Origin of the sequence: Streptomyces sp. NBC_01244 (genome assembly GCF_035987325.1) — a bacterium.
Classification (GTDB): domain Bacteria; phylum Actinomycetota; class Actinomycetes; order Streptomycetales; family Streptomycetaceae; genus Streptomyces.
In genome coordinates, this window is sequence record NZ_CP108488.1 from 1252894 (window position 1) to 1269698 (window position 16805).

A 16805-nucleotide genomic window follows, 5' to 3' on the forward strand; every position below is an offset into this window, starting at 1 on the left:
GGTCAGCCGTTGTCGGAGCGTAGGAGGTAGTCGGGCTGAGCGAGCACGTCCGTACGGCGCAGCACCTCTCGCGTGACACCCAGCTTCTTCAGCGTCCGGGCCACATGGTGCTCGACCGTCCTGACGGACAGGACCAGCGTCCGGGCGATGTCCTGGTTGGCCGCACCGTCCGCGAGGAGGTGGGCGACCTGCTTCTCCCGGGGGGAGAGGTCGAGGCCGTATCCCCGGCGGCCCGGAGAGGAAGGCCGCCACAGGCCGAAATCTCTCAACTTGCCCTCGCAGCGGGCGGTGTCTGCCGTGGCCCCCAGGGCCGCATACGTGTCGGCTGCCTGTGCGAGCTCGCCGCCGGCGGCTTCGCGGTCCCTCGTACTCATCGCCTCGGACAGAAACTCGGCCGCGTGTGCGGCGGCGTAGGGCCGCCGCATGTCCGCGTAGGCCGACCGGGCAAGGCCGAAGCGGAGCGCCGCCCCCTCCAGGTCTCCGTCGTGCCGCAGGAGCATGCCACGAGTGAGGGCGAACACGGCGGCAACCGCCGGCGAGTCCGTGCCCCGGGTGTCCTCCTCCACCGCGTCGACCAGGCGCTCGGCGGCGTCGCGGTGGCCGCACTCGAGAGCGGCTCTGACCGCCACGAGCATCAACCCGTTGGCCCACGCCCGCGGAGCCGTGAGCGAGGGGTCCAGAACCGGGGCGACGACCGCCCACGCCGCCTCCGCATCGCCTTGGGCGAGGTGGACCTGCGCAATGCCGCTCACGGCCGACACCACCTCACCCGCCCCGGCGCACTGGTCCTCCACGGGCACCGCCCGACGGAACTCCTGCAACGCACGCGCCCATTGGCCTCGGGCCATCGCGAGGTTCCCCCTGACTCCCGCCGCGGCACGTGTGACCGGAAGCATGTCGGGCGCCTCGGCACCGAGTACGCGGAACCGCTCCTCCAGTCCGTCCCACCGGCCGCCCAGCCAATCAAGAGTCAGCAGAGCGACACGGCTGTTGCACTCCGTCGTCCGGAAGCCGGACCGGGAGCTGAGAACGCGGCACTCCTCCAACAGACGGGTGCCCCGTCCGTCGAAGCCGCGCTCCATCGCGGCGACGCCGACGTTCTTCAGGGCGCGCAGATGGTGCCCAAGGACCTCGCGGTCCTCGACGTCCCTCGGGAGCTGGTCCACGAGGTCCCAGACTTCCGGATCCCCGTCGCGAGCCATCAGGTCCAGGCTGGTGGCATGCACCGCCGACTTGGCGAGCGCCGACGGGACTTCGAACACCGCTCGTTCGGCCCGCCGCATCCACGTCCTGGCCGTCGCGCGGGGCACGTGGGGCTCGCCCCGGGCCAGGGAGGTCATGGCACGCACGGAGAGGTCGGGCCGGTTCCGCAATTCGTCCACGGCGCGTTCGAGCTCGGCGTAGCCCTGCTTCTCGCCCTGCTGATCGATCAGGAACAGTGCGAGGGCGAGCCGTACCTCCCCTCTCGCTTCCGGCTCCAGCTCGGGATCAGCGAGGATCCGCCGCAGCGCCGTGGCACCCGCGGCGTAGTCGACGCTGTAATCGGCGATGCGTGCCAGGTTCAGCGCGACGCGAGAGCGGACATCGGGCCTCACGCCCGGCTGCCTGAGGATGTCGTGGTTGAGGGCGATGGCCACTCCGTCGTCCCCGAGGGCGAGCGCCTGGCCTGCCGCCGCCTCGGCCTCCCGCAGCCACCTGCGCACGTCTCCGAGGGCCCGGGTGTGGTGAGCGATCTGCACAAGGGGCGGAGTCGGCTGCGCCTCCAGGATTCGGTGAGCGCGCCGGTGAAGGCCGTCGCGCACCGGTCCGAGGATGTCGCGGTAGACGGCCTGCTGGGCCAAGGCGTGGCGGAACCCGTACAGTGCGGGGCCGGTCTCGCGCAGCAGGGCCGACCGAACCGTCTCGGCGAGGGCCGCGGTGGCCTCATCCAGGTCCATGGCCGCCGTCTCGGCCAGGGTGGGGAAGTCGGCGGGGACGGAGAGGACCGCGGCGGCCTGGACGAGGGCGGTCGCCGGCTCCGACAGGCGCGCCATGCGCATCTGGACCGCCTCCTGAAGTGCTCGGGGCACCTCGGCGCTCTCCAGTAGCGCAAGCTCGTCGTGCGCGTCCACCTCCCCGTCCTGCGTCCGGCGCTCCGCCCCCCGGCCCGTCAGGCAGAGAAGGTCCTCCTCCACGACGAGCGGCAGCCCTGCGCTGCGCTCGTGGACCGAGCGCGCCAGCCTCGAGGTGGCCCTCGCACCGAGAACGGCGCCGACGAGGTCGCATACGTCGCGCTCGGTCAGGACTTCGAGACGGATCTCCGCCCCGTTGGTCCCGGGCGGTCGCCGGTAGGGGGCGCCCAGGACCGGAGTGGCCCGGGGCAGGTCCTCGCTGCGGTAGGTGAACACGAGCGTCAGGCCCGGCGGCGGGTCACGTGCCAGCCATAGCAGGAGCTCCCGTGTGGTCTCGTCGGCCCAGTGCATGTCCTCGACCACGAGCACCGCCGGGCAGAGGGCTTCCAGGACGCCGCGCAGGCCCCCCAGGATCTGGAGCCGCGCGAGGCGAGGGTCCGACGGCGTATGCGGCTCCGGCGGAAGGTGGTCGGCCAGTCCGGGGAGCAGCGGCGCGAGCGCGCCGGTCTGGGGGCTGAGCCGAGCCACGTCGGGGAGCCAGTCGGCTGCGGCCGGCAGCGCCTCCAGTACGGGGCCGAACGGAATCGGCTCCCGCAGCGGGTGGCACCGGCCGACGAGCACGCGTACGCCACGGTCGCAGAGCGCACGCGTCGCTTCCTGGACCAGGCGGGTCTTGCCGACCCCCGCCTCACCCTCCACGAAGACGACCGCCGTCGGACGCGAGAACACGGAGGCCAGCAGGGACAGCTCACGCTCCCTGCCTACCATCGGGTAACCGTGCTTCGCGGTTTCTTCCTCTGTGGACATGTCCACAGACCTTCCGATCATGGTGAGTACCTCTTCGCAGGGACTGCTCGAACACCGCCCGTGGCCCCGTCGGTGACAGGTGCCTCAGGTCATGCCTCCACACTCGCCCGGCCGGGTTCCCTGCACAGCCGTGGTACTACCTGCTTCTCTACCTATGCGCGCGTCCGCACGGTACGTATGCCGGTGGGGCCCACGTAAAGGCGGAGGGGACGGCCTCCATCGCGGCGGCCGTCCCCTGCAGCATCCGGGCCGAATCGGCGCCCTTTACGAACCCGCCACGTGCGCGAGGTGACGCTCGGCCAACGTGGCGAGGGTCTGCGCGCCGGGAGCGTTCCAGACCTGCCCGTTGAAAATCTCGACTTCGATCCAGCCCGTGTAGCCGGCGGCAGTGACCATGCGGGTCAAGGCCTCGAAGTCGATGTAGCCGTCTCCCACGTGGCCTCGGCCGAGCAGGGCGTCCGCCGGCAAGGGCAGGGTCCAGTCGCAGACCTGGTAGGAGGCGATCCTGCCCCCGCCCCCGGCCGCAGACGCTCCCGAACCAGCGCGGGCGATCTGGCGCTCCAGGTCCGGGTCCCACCAGACGTGGTAGCTGTCGACCACCACGCCGACCTGCTCCACGGGGTGAGCCTCGGCGAGGTCGAGGGCCTGGCCGAGGGTGGAGACCACCGCGCGGTCGGCGCAGAACATCGGGTGCAGCGGCTCGATCGCCAGTCGCACCCCCAGGTCCCCCGCATGGGCAGCGAGTTCCGCGAGCCGGTCGGCGACCCGGGCGCGGGCGCCGGCCAGGTCTCGGCTGCCCTCGGGCAGACCGCCGACCACCATGACCAAGGTGTCGGTGCCGAGTTCGGCCGCCTCCTCGAGGGCACGGAGGTTGTCGGCGAGCGCGTCCTTACGGGCGTGGGGACCTTCGGCGGTGAGGAAGCCTCCGCGGCACAGGGTGCTGACGCTGAGCCCGGCGTCGCGCACGAGCTTGGCGGCCTTGGTCACACCGGTCAGGGCGACCTTGTCCCGCCAGAGGCCGATCGCCGGGATCCCGGCGTCGACACAGCCCTGTACGGCCTCGGACAAGCTCCAGTTCTTCGTGGTGATCTGGTTGAGCGAGAGCCGGTTCGCTCCCGGCAGCGGCCGGCTCACGACGCGACTCCTACGACGGTGAGGAAGCGACCCATCCGGTGCGCGGCCAGCTCGGGGTCGGGCAGGATGCCGGCGACCTCCGCGAGCCGGTGGAGCTCGATCAGGTGGGGGACGGAGCGGGCGCCCTGCGCACCGGCCACCATGGTGAAGTGGCTCTGGTGGTCGGCCAGCCAGGCGAGGAAGACGATGCCGGTCTTGTAGTGGTAGGTCGGCGCGGCGAACAGGTGACGGGCCAGCGGCAGCGTGGGGGTCATCAGGGCGTCGTACCGGTCGAGGTCGCCGGCGTCGAGCGCGCGCAGGGCGACGGACGCGACGGGCGCGATGGGGTCGAAGACGCCCAGCAACGCGTCGCTGTGTCCGAATTCGTCGCCGCGGATGAGGTCCGGGTAGTTGAAGTCGTCGCCCGTGTAGAGGCGTACCCCGGCGGGCAACGCACGACGGAGCGCGACCTCGCGATCGGCGTCCAACAGGGACACCTTGATGCCGTCGATGCGGTCGGCGTGCGAGCGGATCAGCGTCAGCACGGTGTCGGTGGCCCGGTCCAGGTCCCGCGAACCCCAGTAACCGGCCAGGGCCGGGTCGAACATCTCGCCGAGCCAGTGGAGTACCACCGGGCGGCCGGCCTGGGAGATCAGCCGCCCGTAGATGCGCAGGTAGTCGTCCGGTTCCCGGGCCACCGCGGCCAGGGCGCGGCTCGCCATCAGGATCGGCTGGGCGCCGGCTGCCTCGACGACCTCCAGCTGCTCCTCGTAGGCGGCCTGGATCTCGCTCAGCGACGCGGTCGGGGCGGTGAGCTGGTCGGTGCCGACGCCGCAGGCGAGTCGTCCACCGACGGCGCGGGCCTCGACCCCGGAGCGGGTGATGAGCTCGCGGGTGGCTGTCCAGTCGAGGCCCATGCCCCGCTGGGCGGTGTCCATGGCGTCGGCGACGCCGAGACCGAGGTACCACAGGTGGTGGCGGAAGGCGAGGGTGGCCTCCCAGTCGATGACGGCAGGTGCGCCGGGCGCGTTCTCACCGTGCGGGTCGGCGACCACGTGGGCGGCGGCGAAGGCGACCCTTTTGACGGGCGGGTTGTTGCCGAAGCTCATCAGACCTCCAGCTCCGGAACGTCGAGGCGGCGGCCCTCACGGGCGGAGAGCAGGCCGAGTTCGGCGAGTTGTACGCCCTTGGCACCTTCCAGCAGGTCCCAGTTGTACGGCGCGCCTACGGCGACGTGCTTCAGGAAGAGTTCCCACTGGATCTTGAACCCGTTGTCGAACTCACCGTTGTCCGGCACCTGCTGCCATTGGTCACGGAAGGACTCGGTCACCGGCAGGTCGGGGTTCCAGACCGGCTTGGGCGTCGAAGCCCTGTGCTGGAAACGGCAGTTGCGCAGGCCTGCCACCGCGCTGCCTTCGGTACCGTCGACCTGGAACTCCACGAGCTCGTCACGGTCGACCCGCACGGCCCATGAGGAGTTGATCTGTGCGGTGATGCCCCCTTCCAACTCGAAGATGCCGTAGGCGGCGTCGTCTGCGGTCGCGGCATAGCGCAGTCCCCGCTCGTCCACCCGCTCGGTGATGTGGGTGGCAGTGTGGGCGTAGACGGAGCGGACCGGGGCGATGATGTTGTCCAGCACGTAGCGCCAGTGCGGGAACATGTCGAGGATCATGCCGCCGCCGTCCTCGGCGCGGTAGTTCCAGGAGGGACGCTGTGCCTCCTGCCAATCGCCCTCGAACACCCAGTAGCCGAACTCGCCGCGCACGGACAGGATGCGGCCGAAGAAGCCGCTGTCGACCAGCCGCTTGAGCTTGAGCAGGCCCGGCAGGAACAGTTTGTCCTGCACCGCGCCGTTGCACACTCCGGCTTCGCGGGCCAGTCGGTCCAGCTCCAGGGCGGACGCCAGGGATTCGGCGGTCGGCTTCTCCGTGTAAACGTGCTTTCCGGCCGCGATGGCGGCGCGTAGGGCCGACTCGCGAGCCGTGGTGACCTGCGCGTCGAAGTAGATCTCGGCGAGTGGGTGGGCGAGGGCCTCGTCCAGCGAAGTGGTCCAGTGATCCAGACCGTGCCGCTCGGCCAGACCCTTGACCCGTTCCGCGTTGCGGCCGACCAGGATCGGCTCGGGCCACAGCACCTCGCCATCGCCGAGGGCCAGGCCCCCTTGTTCCCGGATGGCCAGGATGGAGCGGACCAGGTGCTGGCGGTAGCCCATTCTGCCGGTGACGCCGTTCATCACGATGCCTATGACCCTACGCGGCATGCGCACTCTCCTCTTTGCTGTCGATTGGACGGATATCAGGCTGTGCGGTGGATGTTCTGGGGAAGCACGGGGTGGGCGAAGGGCAGGTCCGCCGCGTAGCGGGCGAGTTCTTCCGCCGCGGCGGTGGCCATCCGGTGGAGTTCCGTGCCGAGCGAGCCGGCGACGTGCGGGGTGAGGAGCACGTTCGGCAGGTCGTACAGGGGTGAGTCGGCCGGCGGAACGTCCGGCGTGGAGACGTCGAGGACCGCGTTGAGGCGGCCTGCCGTCAGCTCCTCGACCAGGGCCTCCTGGTCGATCAGCGAGCCGCGCGAGGTGTTCACCAGGGTCGAGCCGTCGGGCATGAGGGCGAGCAGCCGGCGGTTGATCATGTGCCGGGTCTCGGGGAGTTCGGGCGCGTGGACGCTCACCACGTCACTCAGTGCGCACAGCTCGTCGAGCGGCATCGACCGGGCACCGAGCGCCGCAGCCTCGGCAGCGTCCACGAACGGGTCGTGGAGCAGCAGTTCGAGGTCGTACGGGCGGAGCAGTTCGAGCACGCGACGGCCGATCTGGGACGCCCCGACGATGCCTACGGTGCGACGGTAGTTGCCGATGCCGGGGTTGGCGTGCTGCCAGTCGTACGGAGCACGCCGCTCGCGGTACTCGGCGGCCAGGCGCAGGACCTGCTTGTTGGCCCACAGGACGGCCGCGACGGTGTACTCGGCCACCGGCAGGGCATTGGCCCAGGCCGCCGACGTGACCCGGATGCCGCGCTGCCAGCAGGCATCGGTGATGTGGTGCTTGACCGACCCGGCGACGTGGATGACGGCGCGCAGGCCGGGTGCCGCGGCCAGGACGGACTCGTCGATGGGCGGGCACCCCCAGCTGCTGATGATGACCTCTGTCTCGGCCAGGACGGCGACGGCCTCGGGGGTAGTGAAGTCGTCGACGATGACGGACGGGTCCAGCGAGGCGAGGCTGGTCAGCCGCACCAGGGTGCGGGGGTCGAGCAGGTGGGGCGCCAGCCGGGGGTGCATGGCCAGGACGGCCCGCGGCCGCGGGCGCAGCGGTTCGGATGCGGTCGCACCCGGGCTGTCCGTGGGCGCGGTCGGCGGATGGGGCACTCGTTTCTCCAGGTGGTGTTCGGGTGGCCCGGGACGAGTCACTTGACGCTGCCCGCGGTGAGGCCGGCCTTCCAGTGCCGTTGCAGAGCGACGAAGGCGATCACCAGGGGGATGACGGCGAGCAGTGAGCCGGTGACCACCAGCGGGTAGTACTCGGGAAAGGCCCGGGTTTCGGTGTTCCACGTGTACAGACCGAGGCTGACCGGGAAGAGCCGGTTGTCTGAGAGCATCACGAGCGGCAGGAAGAAGTTGTTCCAGATGGCGGTGAACTGGAAGAGGAAGATGGTGACGAAGCCGGGCATCACCATGGGCAGCCCCATGGACCAGAAGGTGCGCAGCTCGCTCGCGCCGTCCATCCGGGCGGCCTCCAGGACCTCGCCGGGTACGTAGCCGGCGCAGAACACCCGGGCCAGGTACACCCCGAACGGGTTGACCAGTGAGGGCAGGAAGACCGCCCAGAACGTGTTGACGACGCCGACCTTCGAGGCGATCAGGTACATGGGCAGCGCGAGCGCGGTGCTGGGCACCAGGACGCCGAGCAGTACCAGGCCGAACAGCTTCTCCTTGCCGCGAAAGGCGTAGACCTCGAAGGCGTAGCCGGCGCAGATGCACACGAACGCGCAGAGCACGGCGCCGATTCCCGCGTAGAGCAGGGAGTTGAGGTACCAGTGGAAGTAGACGCCGCCGTCGGCGGTGAAGAGGTCGCTGAGGTTCTGGCCGAGGTTCCAGCGTTCCGGGGTGAGCGTGCGCCCGCCGAGGAGGTCGCCGGTCTTCTTGGCGGCGGCGGTGAGCAGCCAGCCGAGCGGCAGCAGGGTGTACGCGGCGAACAGCGCCAGGGCGCCGTTGACCGCGAACTTCGAGAGGTAGGCCGGACGCCGTACCGGCCTGCGTGGCGCGGGCGCGGCCGTGTGCGCGCGGGTCCGGTCGGGGCGGGTGAGGGTGGTCATGTGGTGGCCTCCGCTCGGCGGTCGGACCGGACGCGGGTGAGTCGGGTGACGACGAAGGACAGGGTGGCGGCGACGACGGCCAGCAGGACGGAAGCGGCCGCCGCGAGGCCGTAGTCACCGCGCTCGAAGGCGGCGGTGTAGGCGTACATGTTCGGGGTCCATGTGGTGATCACGCCCGGGGCCGTGCCGTGCAGGATCATCGGCTCGGTGAACAGCTGGAGGGAGCCGATGACGGTGAACATCCCGACCATGGAGATCGAGGCCCGGATCAGGGGGATCTTGACGCTGAACGCGGTGCGCAGGGGACCGGCTCCGTCGACCACCGCGGCCTCCAGGACCTCGCGCGGGATGGCCTGCAACGCGGCGTAGAAGATCACCATGTTGTAGCCGGTCCATTCCCAGATCGCGATGTTGACCACGGCGGGCAGCGGGTGGCCGAGCACGTCGACCTGTGCGCCGAGGGAGTCGAGCGCCTCGATGACCGGGCTGATGCCGGGGGTGTACAGGTACATCCAGATCAGCGCGGCGATGATGCCGGGCACGGCGTGCGGCAGGAACAGGGCCAACTGGAAGAAGCGGCGAGCCCTGGCCAGGGTGGAGTCCAGCAGCAGGGCGAGCAGCAGCGAGATGCCGATCATGACCGGGATGTACAGCAGGCAGTACTGGGCCGTGGTCCAGAAGCCGTCGAGGAAGGCGTGGTCGGTCAGTGCCCTGGTGTAGTTGCCGAGGCCGGTGAAGAGGGTCTGGCCGCCGCCGAATCCGAGGCCCGAGCGCTTCTCGGTGAAGAGGCTCAGGTAGGCCGCGTAGCCAATGGGGATCAGCGTGCAGGCCGTGAAGAGCAGCAGGAACGGGGCGAGCAGGATGGTGGGCGCCCCGACCCTCCCGCGCCGGCTGACGGCGGCGCGGGAGGACGGCGTACGGGTCGAGTGGTGCGTCACTCGGCGACCTTGAGCCCGCGGTGGTTCAGCTCCGCGACCGTGGCCTGCTGTCCGGCGTCGACGGCCGTCTGGATGGTGCCGCCCTGGCTCAGCTTGCCGAACGAGTCCTTGATCGCGCTGTTGGTGGCGCCCATCGCCGGGCCCCACTCCCAGCCCTGCTTGATGGACTTGCCCGCGTCGACGAAGATCGAGTAGATGTCCTGGCCGCCGTAGAAGTCGGTCTTGAAGGCCGCCTTGGCGACCGGGACGAGTGCGGGAGAGGCAGGGAACATCGAGGAGGTGCCGGAGGCAATGCGCGCCTGGATGCCCTCGGGGGTCGTGGTGGCCCAACTGGCGAACTCCACCGCGGCCTTGGCCTTCTTGCTGTCCTTGGAGACGGCGAAGGTCGAGCCGCCGAGCATGCCGCTGGCAGGCTGTCCGTCCCAGGTCGGAACGGCGGCCGCGGCCCACTTGCCGCTGGTGTCGGGCACCGTGGACTTCAGTACGCCGCCGCCCCAGGCGGCTCCGAGGTAACCGGCGGTCCCGCCTTTCTGCAGCGAGGCCGTCCACTGCTGGCTGAACGACGGCTCGACCCGGACGAGGTCATCGCTGATCATCTTCTGCCAGTAGTCGGAGACCCGCTGGGTCTCCGCACCCTTGATGTCGATCTTCCAACTGTCATCGGCGCCCTTGAACCAGTGCGCTCCGGCCTGCCAGGACATCGCCTCGAAGACGCCCGGGTCGTCGGGGAAGAAGGTGCCGATGCGGGAGTTCGGGTCGGCCTTCTTCAGCTTCTCGGCGGCCGCACGGTACTCGTCCCAGGTCTTCGGCGGGGAGGTGATGCCGGCCTTGTCGAACAGGTCCTTGCGGTAGAAGAAGACCTGCGGGGCGGCGTCCAGCGGCAGCCCGTACGTGGCTCCGCCGAGCGTGGTCAGCTCGACGGACTGCGGGAGGTACTTGGCCTTCAGCTCGGAGGAGACGACCTTGGTGATGTCCTGGACGGCACCCTTGCTGACGAAGTCGGGCAGCTGAGCGTACTCGGTGTTGAAGACGTCGGGGGCGTTGCCCGCCTTCACCGCGTTGGAGATCTTGGCGTAGCCCCCGGCGTTGCCGGAGGGGATCGCCTCGAACTTCACCTGGACGTCCTTGTGCGAGGCGTTGAACGCGTCGACGACCTCCTGGGTTCCCTTGGCCCAGCCCCAGAAGGTGATGGTGACGGGCTTGCCGTCCTCGGCGGGGGCGGCGCTGTCCGTGCTGCTCCCGCAGGCGGCCAGCAGCGCCACGGAGACCGCGGCAGTGGTGAGGGTGGCGGCGGCACGCGTTCTGTGACGGCGCGAGGAGAAGGGAGTGGTGGGCATGCTCGACTCCTGGGGGAAGGACGGCGGTGTGCCGGAAGCGCCGATCGTCGGCAGTCGATCGTCGGCGGGGTGGGCCCATCCTGCGACCACCTCAGATCAGAGTCAAGACCCGATCGATCAAATGATCAGACGTGATCCCATTGTGATCACATGGACTCTGGGAGATCTTGCTGCCAGTGGATAGGGTCGGGAATCGGTTGAGCCCTCTTCAGATCATTCGGTCGGAAACGGCGGCCGATGGACCAGGCCGACCGCGATCGGATCCCCCCTCCCCCGGCCCAGGAGCACCGACATGCCCACGCTCGCGCTTCCCCCCGAAGACCGAACGCTCAGCCCCCACACCGGCTGGACCCGGGCCCACTGGGAGGCCGTGGCCGACGGCCTGCTCACTGCCGTCGAGCGGCACGCGGGCCCCGAGCACGCACTGATCAACCTCCCGGGTGAACGGCCCAGCGTGTCCGGCCGGCGCTCGGACGGCCTGGAGGGCTACGCACGCACCTTCCTGCTCGCCGCCTTCCGAGTGGCCGGAGCCGGTGGCGAGGATCCACACGGGCTGCTGCCGAAGTACGCCGCCGGCCTGGCCGCGGGCACCCGCACCCCGACCGCCGAGCGCGACCTCGCCGACGGGGACCTCGTCTCCTGGCCGGCGATCACCGACCGCTGCCAGGCACTGGTGGAGGCCGCTTCCATCGCCGTGGCGCTGCGCCTCACGCGCCGGTGGCTCTGGGACCGGATGGACGAGCCGACCCGCGCCCGCGTACGCGCCTGGCTGGCCCCCGCCCTGCGGGTCACCCACGTGGACAACAACTGGTGGCTCTTTCCCGCGATGGTCGGAGGCTTCCTCTCCGAGACCGGCGGCCCGGCCGGGTCGGTCCCGGACCCGGACGGCGCCGACCGGCGCGCTGTCGACCGTGGTCTGGAGAAGATCGAGCAGTGGTACCTCGGCGACGGCTGGTACACCGACGGCCGCCCCCGGGCGTTCGACCACTACAACGGCTGGGCCTTCCACTTCTACCCGGTCCTGCACGCCCACCTCGCCGACGACCGCCGCCTGCTCGACGTCTACGGCCCGCGGCTCGCCGCCCACCTCGACGGATACGCCCGCACCTTCGGCGCGGACGGCGCCCCCCTCCACCAGGGCCGTTCGCTCATCTACCGCTTCGCCGCGACCGCTCCCCTGTGGGCCGGGGCCCTCAGCGGTCACACACCGCTGTCCCCCGGCACCACCCGCCGCCTCGCCTCCGGCGCCCTGCGCTACTTCCTCGACCGCGGGGCCCTCGACGCCGACGGTCTGCTCACGCTCGGCTGGTCCGGGCCGTACGCACCGATGGTCCAGGAGTACTCGGGTCCTGCCTCGCCCTACTGGGCGAGCAAGGCGTTCGTAGGCCTCCTCCTGCCGGCCGACCACCCGGTGTGGACCGCCGTCGAGGAACCGGGCCCATCAGAGACCGCGGACGCCACCGTTGCCCTGCCCCGACCCGGCTGGCTGATCCAGTCCACCGCCGCCGACGGGCTCGTCCGGTTGCACAACCACGGCAGTGACGACCAGCCGGCCCACGAGGTACTGCCCGACAGCCCGCTCTACGCACGGCTCGCCTACTCCACCGCGACCGGGCCGGCCTTCGAAGGCCCCCCGGACAACCACTTCGGTCTGGTCGTCGCCGGCAAGTCGAGCGAGCGCGGTCGGATCCGGCCGCTCGGAACCGGCGACGGCTGGGCGGCATCAGCCCACCGCCCACGGCTCGGCGGCCTCGACCTGGACGGAGTCACCGTCACCTCTCTCGTCCTGGCCTCCGGCGCCGAGGAGGTCCACGTCCACCTAGTCGCCGGTGCCGAGCCCGGCACCGAGGTACGCCAGAGCGGCTGGGCGGCGGCCGGGAACCACGTGAACAGTACGTGCGACGGCCTCCTGGCCACGGCCACCGCCACCGGGCCGAGTGCCAATCTGACGTCCGCGCTCCAAGGCCTCCACGGCTTCACGGAGTCCAGCTGCCAGCCTGTCCCGACCGGCACCGCTTTCGGCACCGCAGCCGCGGTACCCGTGCTCGCCGGCCGTACGCCGGCGCACGGCCCCGCGCTCCTCGTCGCCACCGCACGGCTCTCCGGATCCGACCCGCGCTCCTTCCGGGTGCCGCACGTGAGCGTCGAGGGCCGGTCGGTGCGCGTGCTCTGGCCGGACGGCAGTGGACATCAGGCGCTCCTCGGGCCGGGCCGGGTCACCGTCAGCACCGTCACCCCGAAGGACTGACCATCGTGCGAATCGCACTCTCTACCCTCGGCCTGCCCGGTCGGCCGCTCGCCGAGGTCCTGCGGTTGGCCGCAGCTCACGGCTGGAGTGGGCTGGAACTGCGCTGCGCCCCCGGCGAACCGATCCACCCGGCGATGACCGGCGCCGAACGGAGGGCGGCCGCCCGGGCCATCGCCGCCGCGGGCATCACACCGGTCGCGCTGACCGGATACGCCGGCGTCGGGGCTCCGGGCGACGACCGCGAGCTCTTCGCCGAGGTCCGCGACCAGCTACTGCTGGCCACCGACCTCGGTGCCGCGCACCTGCGGGTGTTCCTGCGCGGCGGCGACCGGCCGACGGCCGAGGCCGACGCGAGGGCGGCCTTCCGCCTGGCCGCCCTAGCGGACACCGCCCACGCCCTCGGCGTGCGGATCCTGCTGGAGACCCACGACTCGCACCGGGGCGGACAGGATGTGGCCCGGGTGCTCGACCTGGTGGACCATCCGTCCGTCGGAGCGCTCTGGGACGTCCTGCACACCCACCTGGCAGGTGAGTCTCCCCCGGAGTCGTTCACCGCGTTGGCTCCGTACCTCGGCTACGTCCAGGTGAAGGACATCGCCGGTCCGGACGACCTCACCCCGCTGCCGCTCGGTGCCGGCATGCTGCCGCTCGACGCGTGCCTGAGCCTGCTGCCGGCCGGCTGCTGGGTGTCCTGGGAGTACGAGGCGCCGTGGTTCCCCTCGGCACCGCCGCTGCCGGGGCTCCTCGCGGCCGGGGCTCGCTTCCTCGCCTCGCGGGAGGGTTGACGGCTCCCCTCCCGGCCGCCCTCTGCCGTCGTCCCTGCGGGCCGAATCGCCCCCAGACAGGAAGCGTCCGCCTATTTCTCGGGTGAGTCGATCGAGAAATGATCAGCCTCCACGCAGGACCGAGCCCGTCCCCACGGCAGTCCACTTCACCCGCATCGGCCTCTGACCTGCTCTTCGATGCGTTCACGGCATGCGCAGCAGCTCCTGGTCCGACCGCCACGAGGAGGTGCACCAGGCTCAGGGGTGTGCGGGAAAGGTGTTCCGCGCCTTTCGATCGAATGATACAAATTGATCCCACCAGTAGGACCAGGTAGCCGTCGGGCACGAAAAGGGGATACAGCAGCATGACGATCACGGCCGAGGAACGCCGGGCCCGGATCCTTGATGTCGTCCGGGAACTCGGCGCGGTTCGCGTCGTGGATCTGGCCGAGCGGCTCGGCTTTCCTGCGGTCACCGTCCGCCGGGACGTGGCGACGCTCTCCGACATGGGGCTGGTGCAACGCTCCCACGGCTCGGTCTCGATGCCCCTCAGCGGCAGCTCTGCCGCCCCCGCCCGGCGTCCTCGGGTCGTGGGCATGCTCGTCCCCACGGTTGGTTCGTACTTCGACGAAGTGATCGCCGGTGCACGCTCGGCCGCGGCGAGTACAGGTGCCCGCCTGGTGTTGGGCGTCGCCGCGTACGGGGCCTCGGACGATCGCGCCCAGGTGGAGCAGTTGATGCAATCCGATGTCGACGGACTGCTGGTCACCCCGGACTGGAGGGTGGACGCCCACAGCGAGGGCAGCGCCTGGCTCCGCGACCTGCCGGTGCCGGTCGTCCTCGTCGAGCGGCGCGCCGCCGCCGGCAGTGTCTGCGCCGAGCTGGACGGAGTCTCGTCCAACCATCGGCACGGCGTCCTGCTGGCCCTGCGTCACCTGGCTTCGCTGGGGCACGGATCGGTGCTGCTCGCAGCACGCACGGACACCTGGACGGCGCACCAGGTGCGCGCCGGCTACGAGGAGGGCGTCCGGCTGTTGGGGCTCGAACCGCAACCGGTGATCGACATCCCCCAGCCCGGGGCGGACCCCGACTCGGTCGCCGCGCGGATCGCCGAAGGCACCGCCGCGGGTGTGCGGGCCGTGCTGGTGCACAACGACCGGGACGCCATCCAGCTCACTCCGCTGCTCCGCGCGCGTGGCCTCCACGTACCCGAGGACGTCGCCCTGGTCTCGTACGACGACGTCTTCGCGGCTCTGGCGGCTCCACCGCTGACCGCGGTCGCGCCGCCGAAGCGAGCCGTGGGCGCGGCAGCACTGGACCTGCTGCTCCATCGGCTGGACGGCGGTTCGTCTCTCCCCACGCACCACGTCGAACTGCTGCCGGAACTGAAGCTCCGCGCCTCCTCCGGCGTCACGCCCTGAGGGCCTGCTCCGCCTTCCGCGTCTGAGAACGGCACCGGGCACCGGGAAGATCTCCCGGTGCCCGGTGCCGTGCGAACAAGGTGACGGACTCAGACGGGCAGCGCGATCGAGGCCGTCGCCCTGGTGCCGGCACCGGTCGACAGGATCTCGCAGCCGGTGGCGAAGGCGCCGACGAGGTCCAGGCCGCGGCCACCGCCGGCCATCGCGCCCCCCGAGCGCGGACGAGGAGATCGCCACTGGCCGAAGTCGCGGACCTGAACCGCCACTCGGCCGTCGCCCACTGTGATCCGCAGAGCCACCTCGGGGCTGCCACTGTGCCGCACCACGTTGGCCGCCAACTCCGTCACGATGAGAGCCGCGGCCTCCCCGACCTCCTCAGGGAGGTGCCACTGCTCGATCAACCTGCGGGTCAGGCGTCTGAGCGTCGGGACGGCCGCGGCCGCGGCGGGCATGACGCACAGCGCGCTCTGCAGCCTCTGTGCGTTCTGGTGGAGGTGGGGCGTGCGGGCACGACGGTCGCTCTGCTCAGCACTGGTCATGTGAACCTCCTTCACACCCCGGCTGCTCTCGACGGCCAGGCTACGGATCTAGTAGGTCGTCAGGAGACGACGTACGAGCGGCCCGTCACGAAGGACGAGCCGCCACGGGATCAGCCCCGTAAGTCAGCTGGGCCTTGGTCCCACCGGTGAAGGTGGTGCCGGCATTGACCCGGTAGAGGTCGCGGCTGCCCGCGGGCACGGAGGCGGAAAGGGTGCCCGTGCTCGTGCTGGTGGCCTTCGTCCAGAGGTCCTTGAGGGTGAAGCCGGTGGCCGAGGAGCCGATGGCGGAGCCGGCTCGGCCGGAACGCGGTACGAACCACCCACGGCCGGGGACACGAACAACAGGAGCAACCATGCCGCTGCCCGGTAGTCACGCGCGCCGCCATCTTGCGACAGGGCCAGATCGACGTCACGATATTGATATTACATGAACATGCAATTGATCATTCGATCAATTGCGATCGAGCAGGGCTTCCTCAGACACCGCACCGTCGGGTTGGTTCAGGGGATCAGGCTCTTGGTGCGCGCCAGGACCCCAAGCCCCGTCAACCTGAGGTTGCGCTCCCAGGCGCGGACGCCGCCCGCGCCTGCGCGAGTGGACTACGTGCTCCACGTACAGGTACCGAACAGGTAGTACCACGGCTGTGCACCACCCTCGGACCGGCAAATCTGGATACACCACCCGATATGCCTGATCCCGGGAGTCCAAATGTCCACCGCAGCCGTTCAGCTCCAGCCCCGGTCCACCTCCGTGGACGCCGACCAGCGCCCCGAGCTGAGTCTCACCACCGACCACGTCGCGGGCATCAGCGCCCTGCGCCGGCGTCTCGTCGAGGCCCTCGAGGCCTTCGGCTGCACCGAGGACCTGATCGACACGGCCTCGCTGCTGGCGACCGAGCTGCTCAGCAACGGACTGACGCACGCCGACACCGGCAGCACGCCCTGCGCGGTCCACCTGGACGTGTACTGGAACCGCTACGACCTGACCATCGCCGTGACCGACGCGGACCCGCGACTGCCGGTCGCCAGGACCTCCGGCGCCGACGAAGAGCACGGACGCGGCCTCGCACTCGTGGACGCACTGGCAACCTGCTGGGGCACCATTCCCCTCCCGAACGGGAAGACCGTCTGGTGCCACCTCAGCTGAGAACGCCGGCCCGTACCGGCCCCGCATACCATCGGACCCCGCCGCTACCCACCCGGCGGGGTCCCTCCTT

Annotated in this window: 14 protein-coding genes; 4 read left to right on the forward strand and 10 right to left on the reverse strand. The window is 70.6% G+C overall.

The genetic code is table 11. The annotated features are described in order from the left end of the window. Positions 1-2: 2 nt before the first annotated feature. From OG247_RS05335 to OG247_RS05370, 8 genes are all read right to left on the reverse strand, one after another. Positions 3-2918, reverse strand: a complete 2916-nt coding sequence (locus tag OG247_RS05335) for an ATP-binding protein (RefSeq protein ID WP_327251114.1) — start codon at positions 2916-2918, stop codon at positions 3-5. Between the two features lie 264 nt (positions 2919-3182). Continuing rightward, a complete protein-coding gene (locus OG247_RS05340) occupies positions 3183-4052 on the reverse strand; it encodes a sugar phosphate isomerase/epimerase family protein (RefSeq protein WP_327251115.1) in 870 nt (289 codons plus the stop codon). Further along, on the reverse strand, positions 4049-5140 hold the full coding sequence (locus OG247_RS05345) for a dihydrodipicolinate synthase family protein (RefSeq protein WP_327251116.1): 1092 nt from the start codon (positions 5138-5140) through the stop codon (positions 4049-4051). Before OG247_RS05345 ends, OG247_RS05340 begins: the two co-directional genes overlap by 4 nt. Continuing rightward, a complete protein-coding gene (locus OG247_RS05350) occupies positions 5140-6291 on the reverse strand; it encodes a Gfo/Idh/MocA family protein (protein WP_327251117.1) in 1152 nt (383 codons plus the stop codon). The genes OG247_RS05345 and OG247_RS05350 overlap by 1 nt, the downstream gene beginning before the upstream one ends. Positions 6292-6326: 35 nt before the next feature. Continuing rightward, entirely contained in the window at positions 6327-7307 is a 981-nt protein-coding gene (locus OG247_RS05355; protein WP_327257346.1) for a hydroxyacid dehydrogenase, read from the reverse strand. Positions 7308-7432: 125 nt separating this feature from the next. Beyond that, positions 7433-8341 carry a carbohydrate ABC transporter permease gene (locus tag OG247_RS05360; protein WP_327251118.1) on the reverse strand — a complete coding sequence of 303 codons (909 nt, stop codon included), beginning with the start codon at positions 8339-8341 and terminating at the stop codon, positions 7433-7435. After that, a complete protein-coding gene (locus OG247_RS05365; RefSeq protein ID WP_442813225.1) occupies positions 8338-9279 on the reverse strand; it encodes a carbohydrate ABC transporter permease in 942 nt (313 codons plus the stop codon). The genes OG247_RS05360 and OG247_RS05365 overlap by 4 nt, the downstream gene beginning before the upstream one ends. Then, on the reverse strand, positions 9276-10616 hold the full coding sequence (locus tag OG247_RS05370; protein WP_327251119.1) for an ABC transporter substrate-binding protein: 1341 nt from the start codon (positions 10614-10616) through the stop codon (positions 9276-9278). Before OG247_RS05370 ends, OG247_RS05365 begins: the two co-directional genes overlap by 4 nt. Before the next feature lie 292 nt (positions 10617-10908). Between OG247_RS05370 and OG247_RS05375 the strand changes: the two genes are divergently transcribed. From OG247_RS05375 to OG247_RS05385, 3 genes are all read left to right on the forward strand, one after another. After that, the gene (locus tag OG247_RS05375; protein ID WP_327251120.1) at positions 10909-12864 is read left to right on the forward strand and encodes a DUF2264 domain-containing protein; all 1956 of its coding nucleotides are present in this window, start codon (positions 10909-10911) and stop codon (positions 12862-12864) included. Between the two features lie 5 nt (positions 12865-12869). Then, on the forward strand, positions 12870-13649 hold the full coding sequence (locus tag OG247_RS05380; protein ID WP_267039729.1) for a sugar phosphate isomerase/epimerase family protein: 780 nt from the start codon (positions 12870-12872) through the stop codon (positions 13647-13649). Between the two features lie 344 nt (positions 13650-13993). After that, a complete protein-coding gene (locus tag OG247_RS05385; RefSeq protein WP_327251121.1) occupies positions 13994-15049 on the forward strand; it encodes a substrate-binding domain-containing protein in 1056 nt (351 codons plus the stop codon). Positions 15050-15138: 89 nt separating this feature from the next. Here OG247_RS05385 and OG247_RS05390 read toward each other — a convergent pair whose 3' ends face one another. Together OG247_RS05390 and OG247_RS05395 are read right to left on the reverse strand one after the other, a co-directional pair. Further along, entirely contained in the window at positions 15139-15588 is a 450-nt protein-coding gene (locus OG247_RS05390) for an ATP-binding protein (RefSeq protein WP_327251122.1), read from the reverse strand. 85 nt (positions 15589-15673) lie between these two features. Next, positions 15674-15943, reverse strand: coding sequence for a hypothetical protein (locus OG247_RS05395; protein ID WP_327251123.1), 270 nt, complete (start codon positions 15941-15943; stop codon positions 15674-15676). Positions 15944-16297: 354 nt separating this feature from the next. On the opposite strand from OG247_RS05395, the gene OG247_RS05400 reads away from it, so the two are divergent. Then, entirely contained in the window at positions 16298-16735 is a 438-nt protein-coding gene (locus OG247_RS05400; protein WP_327251124.1) for an ATP-binding protein, read from the forward strand. Positions 16736-16805 lie beyond the last annotated feature (70 nt).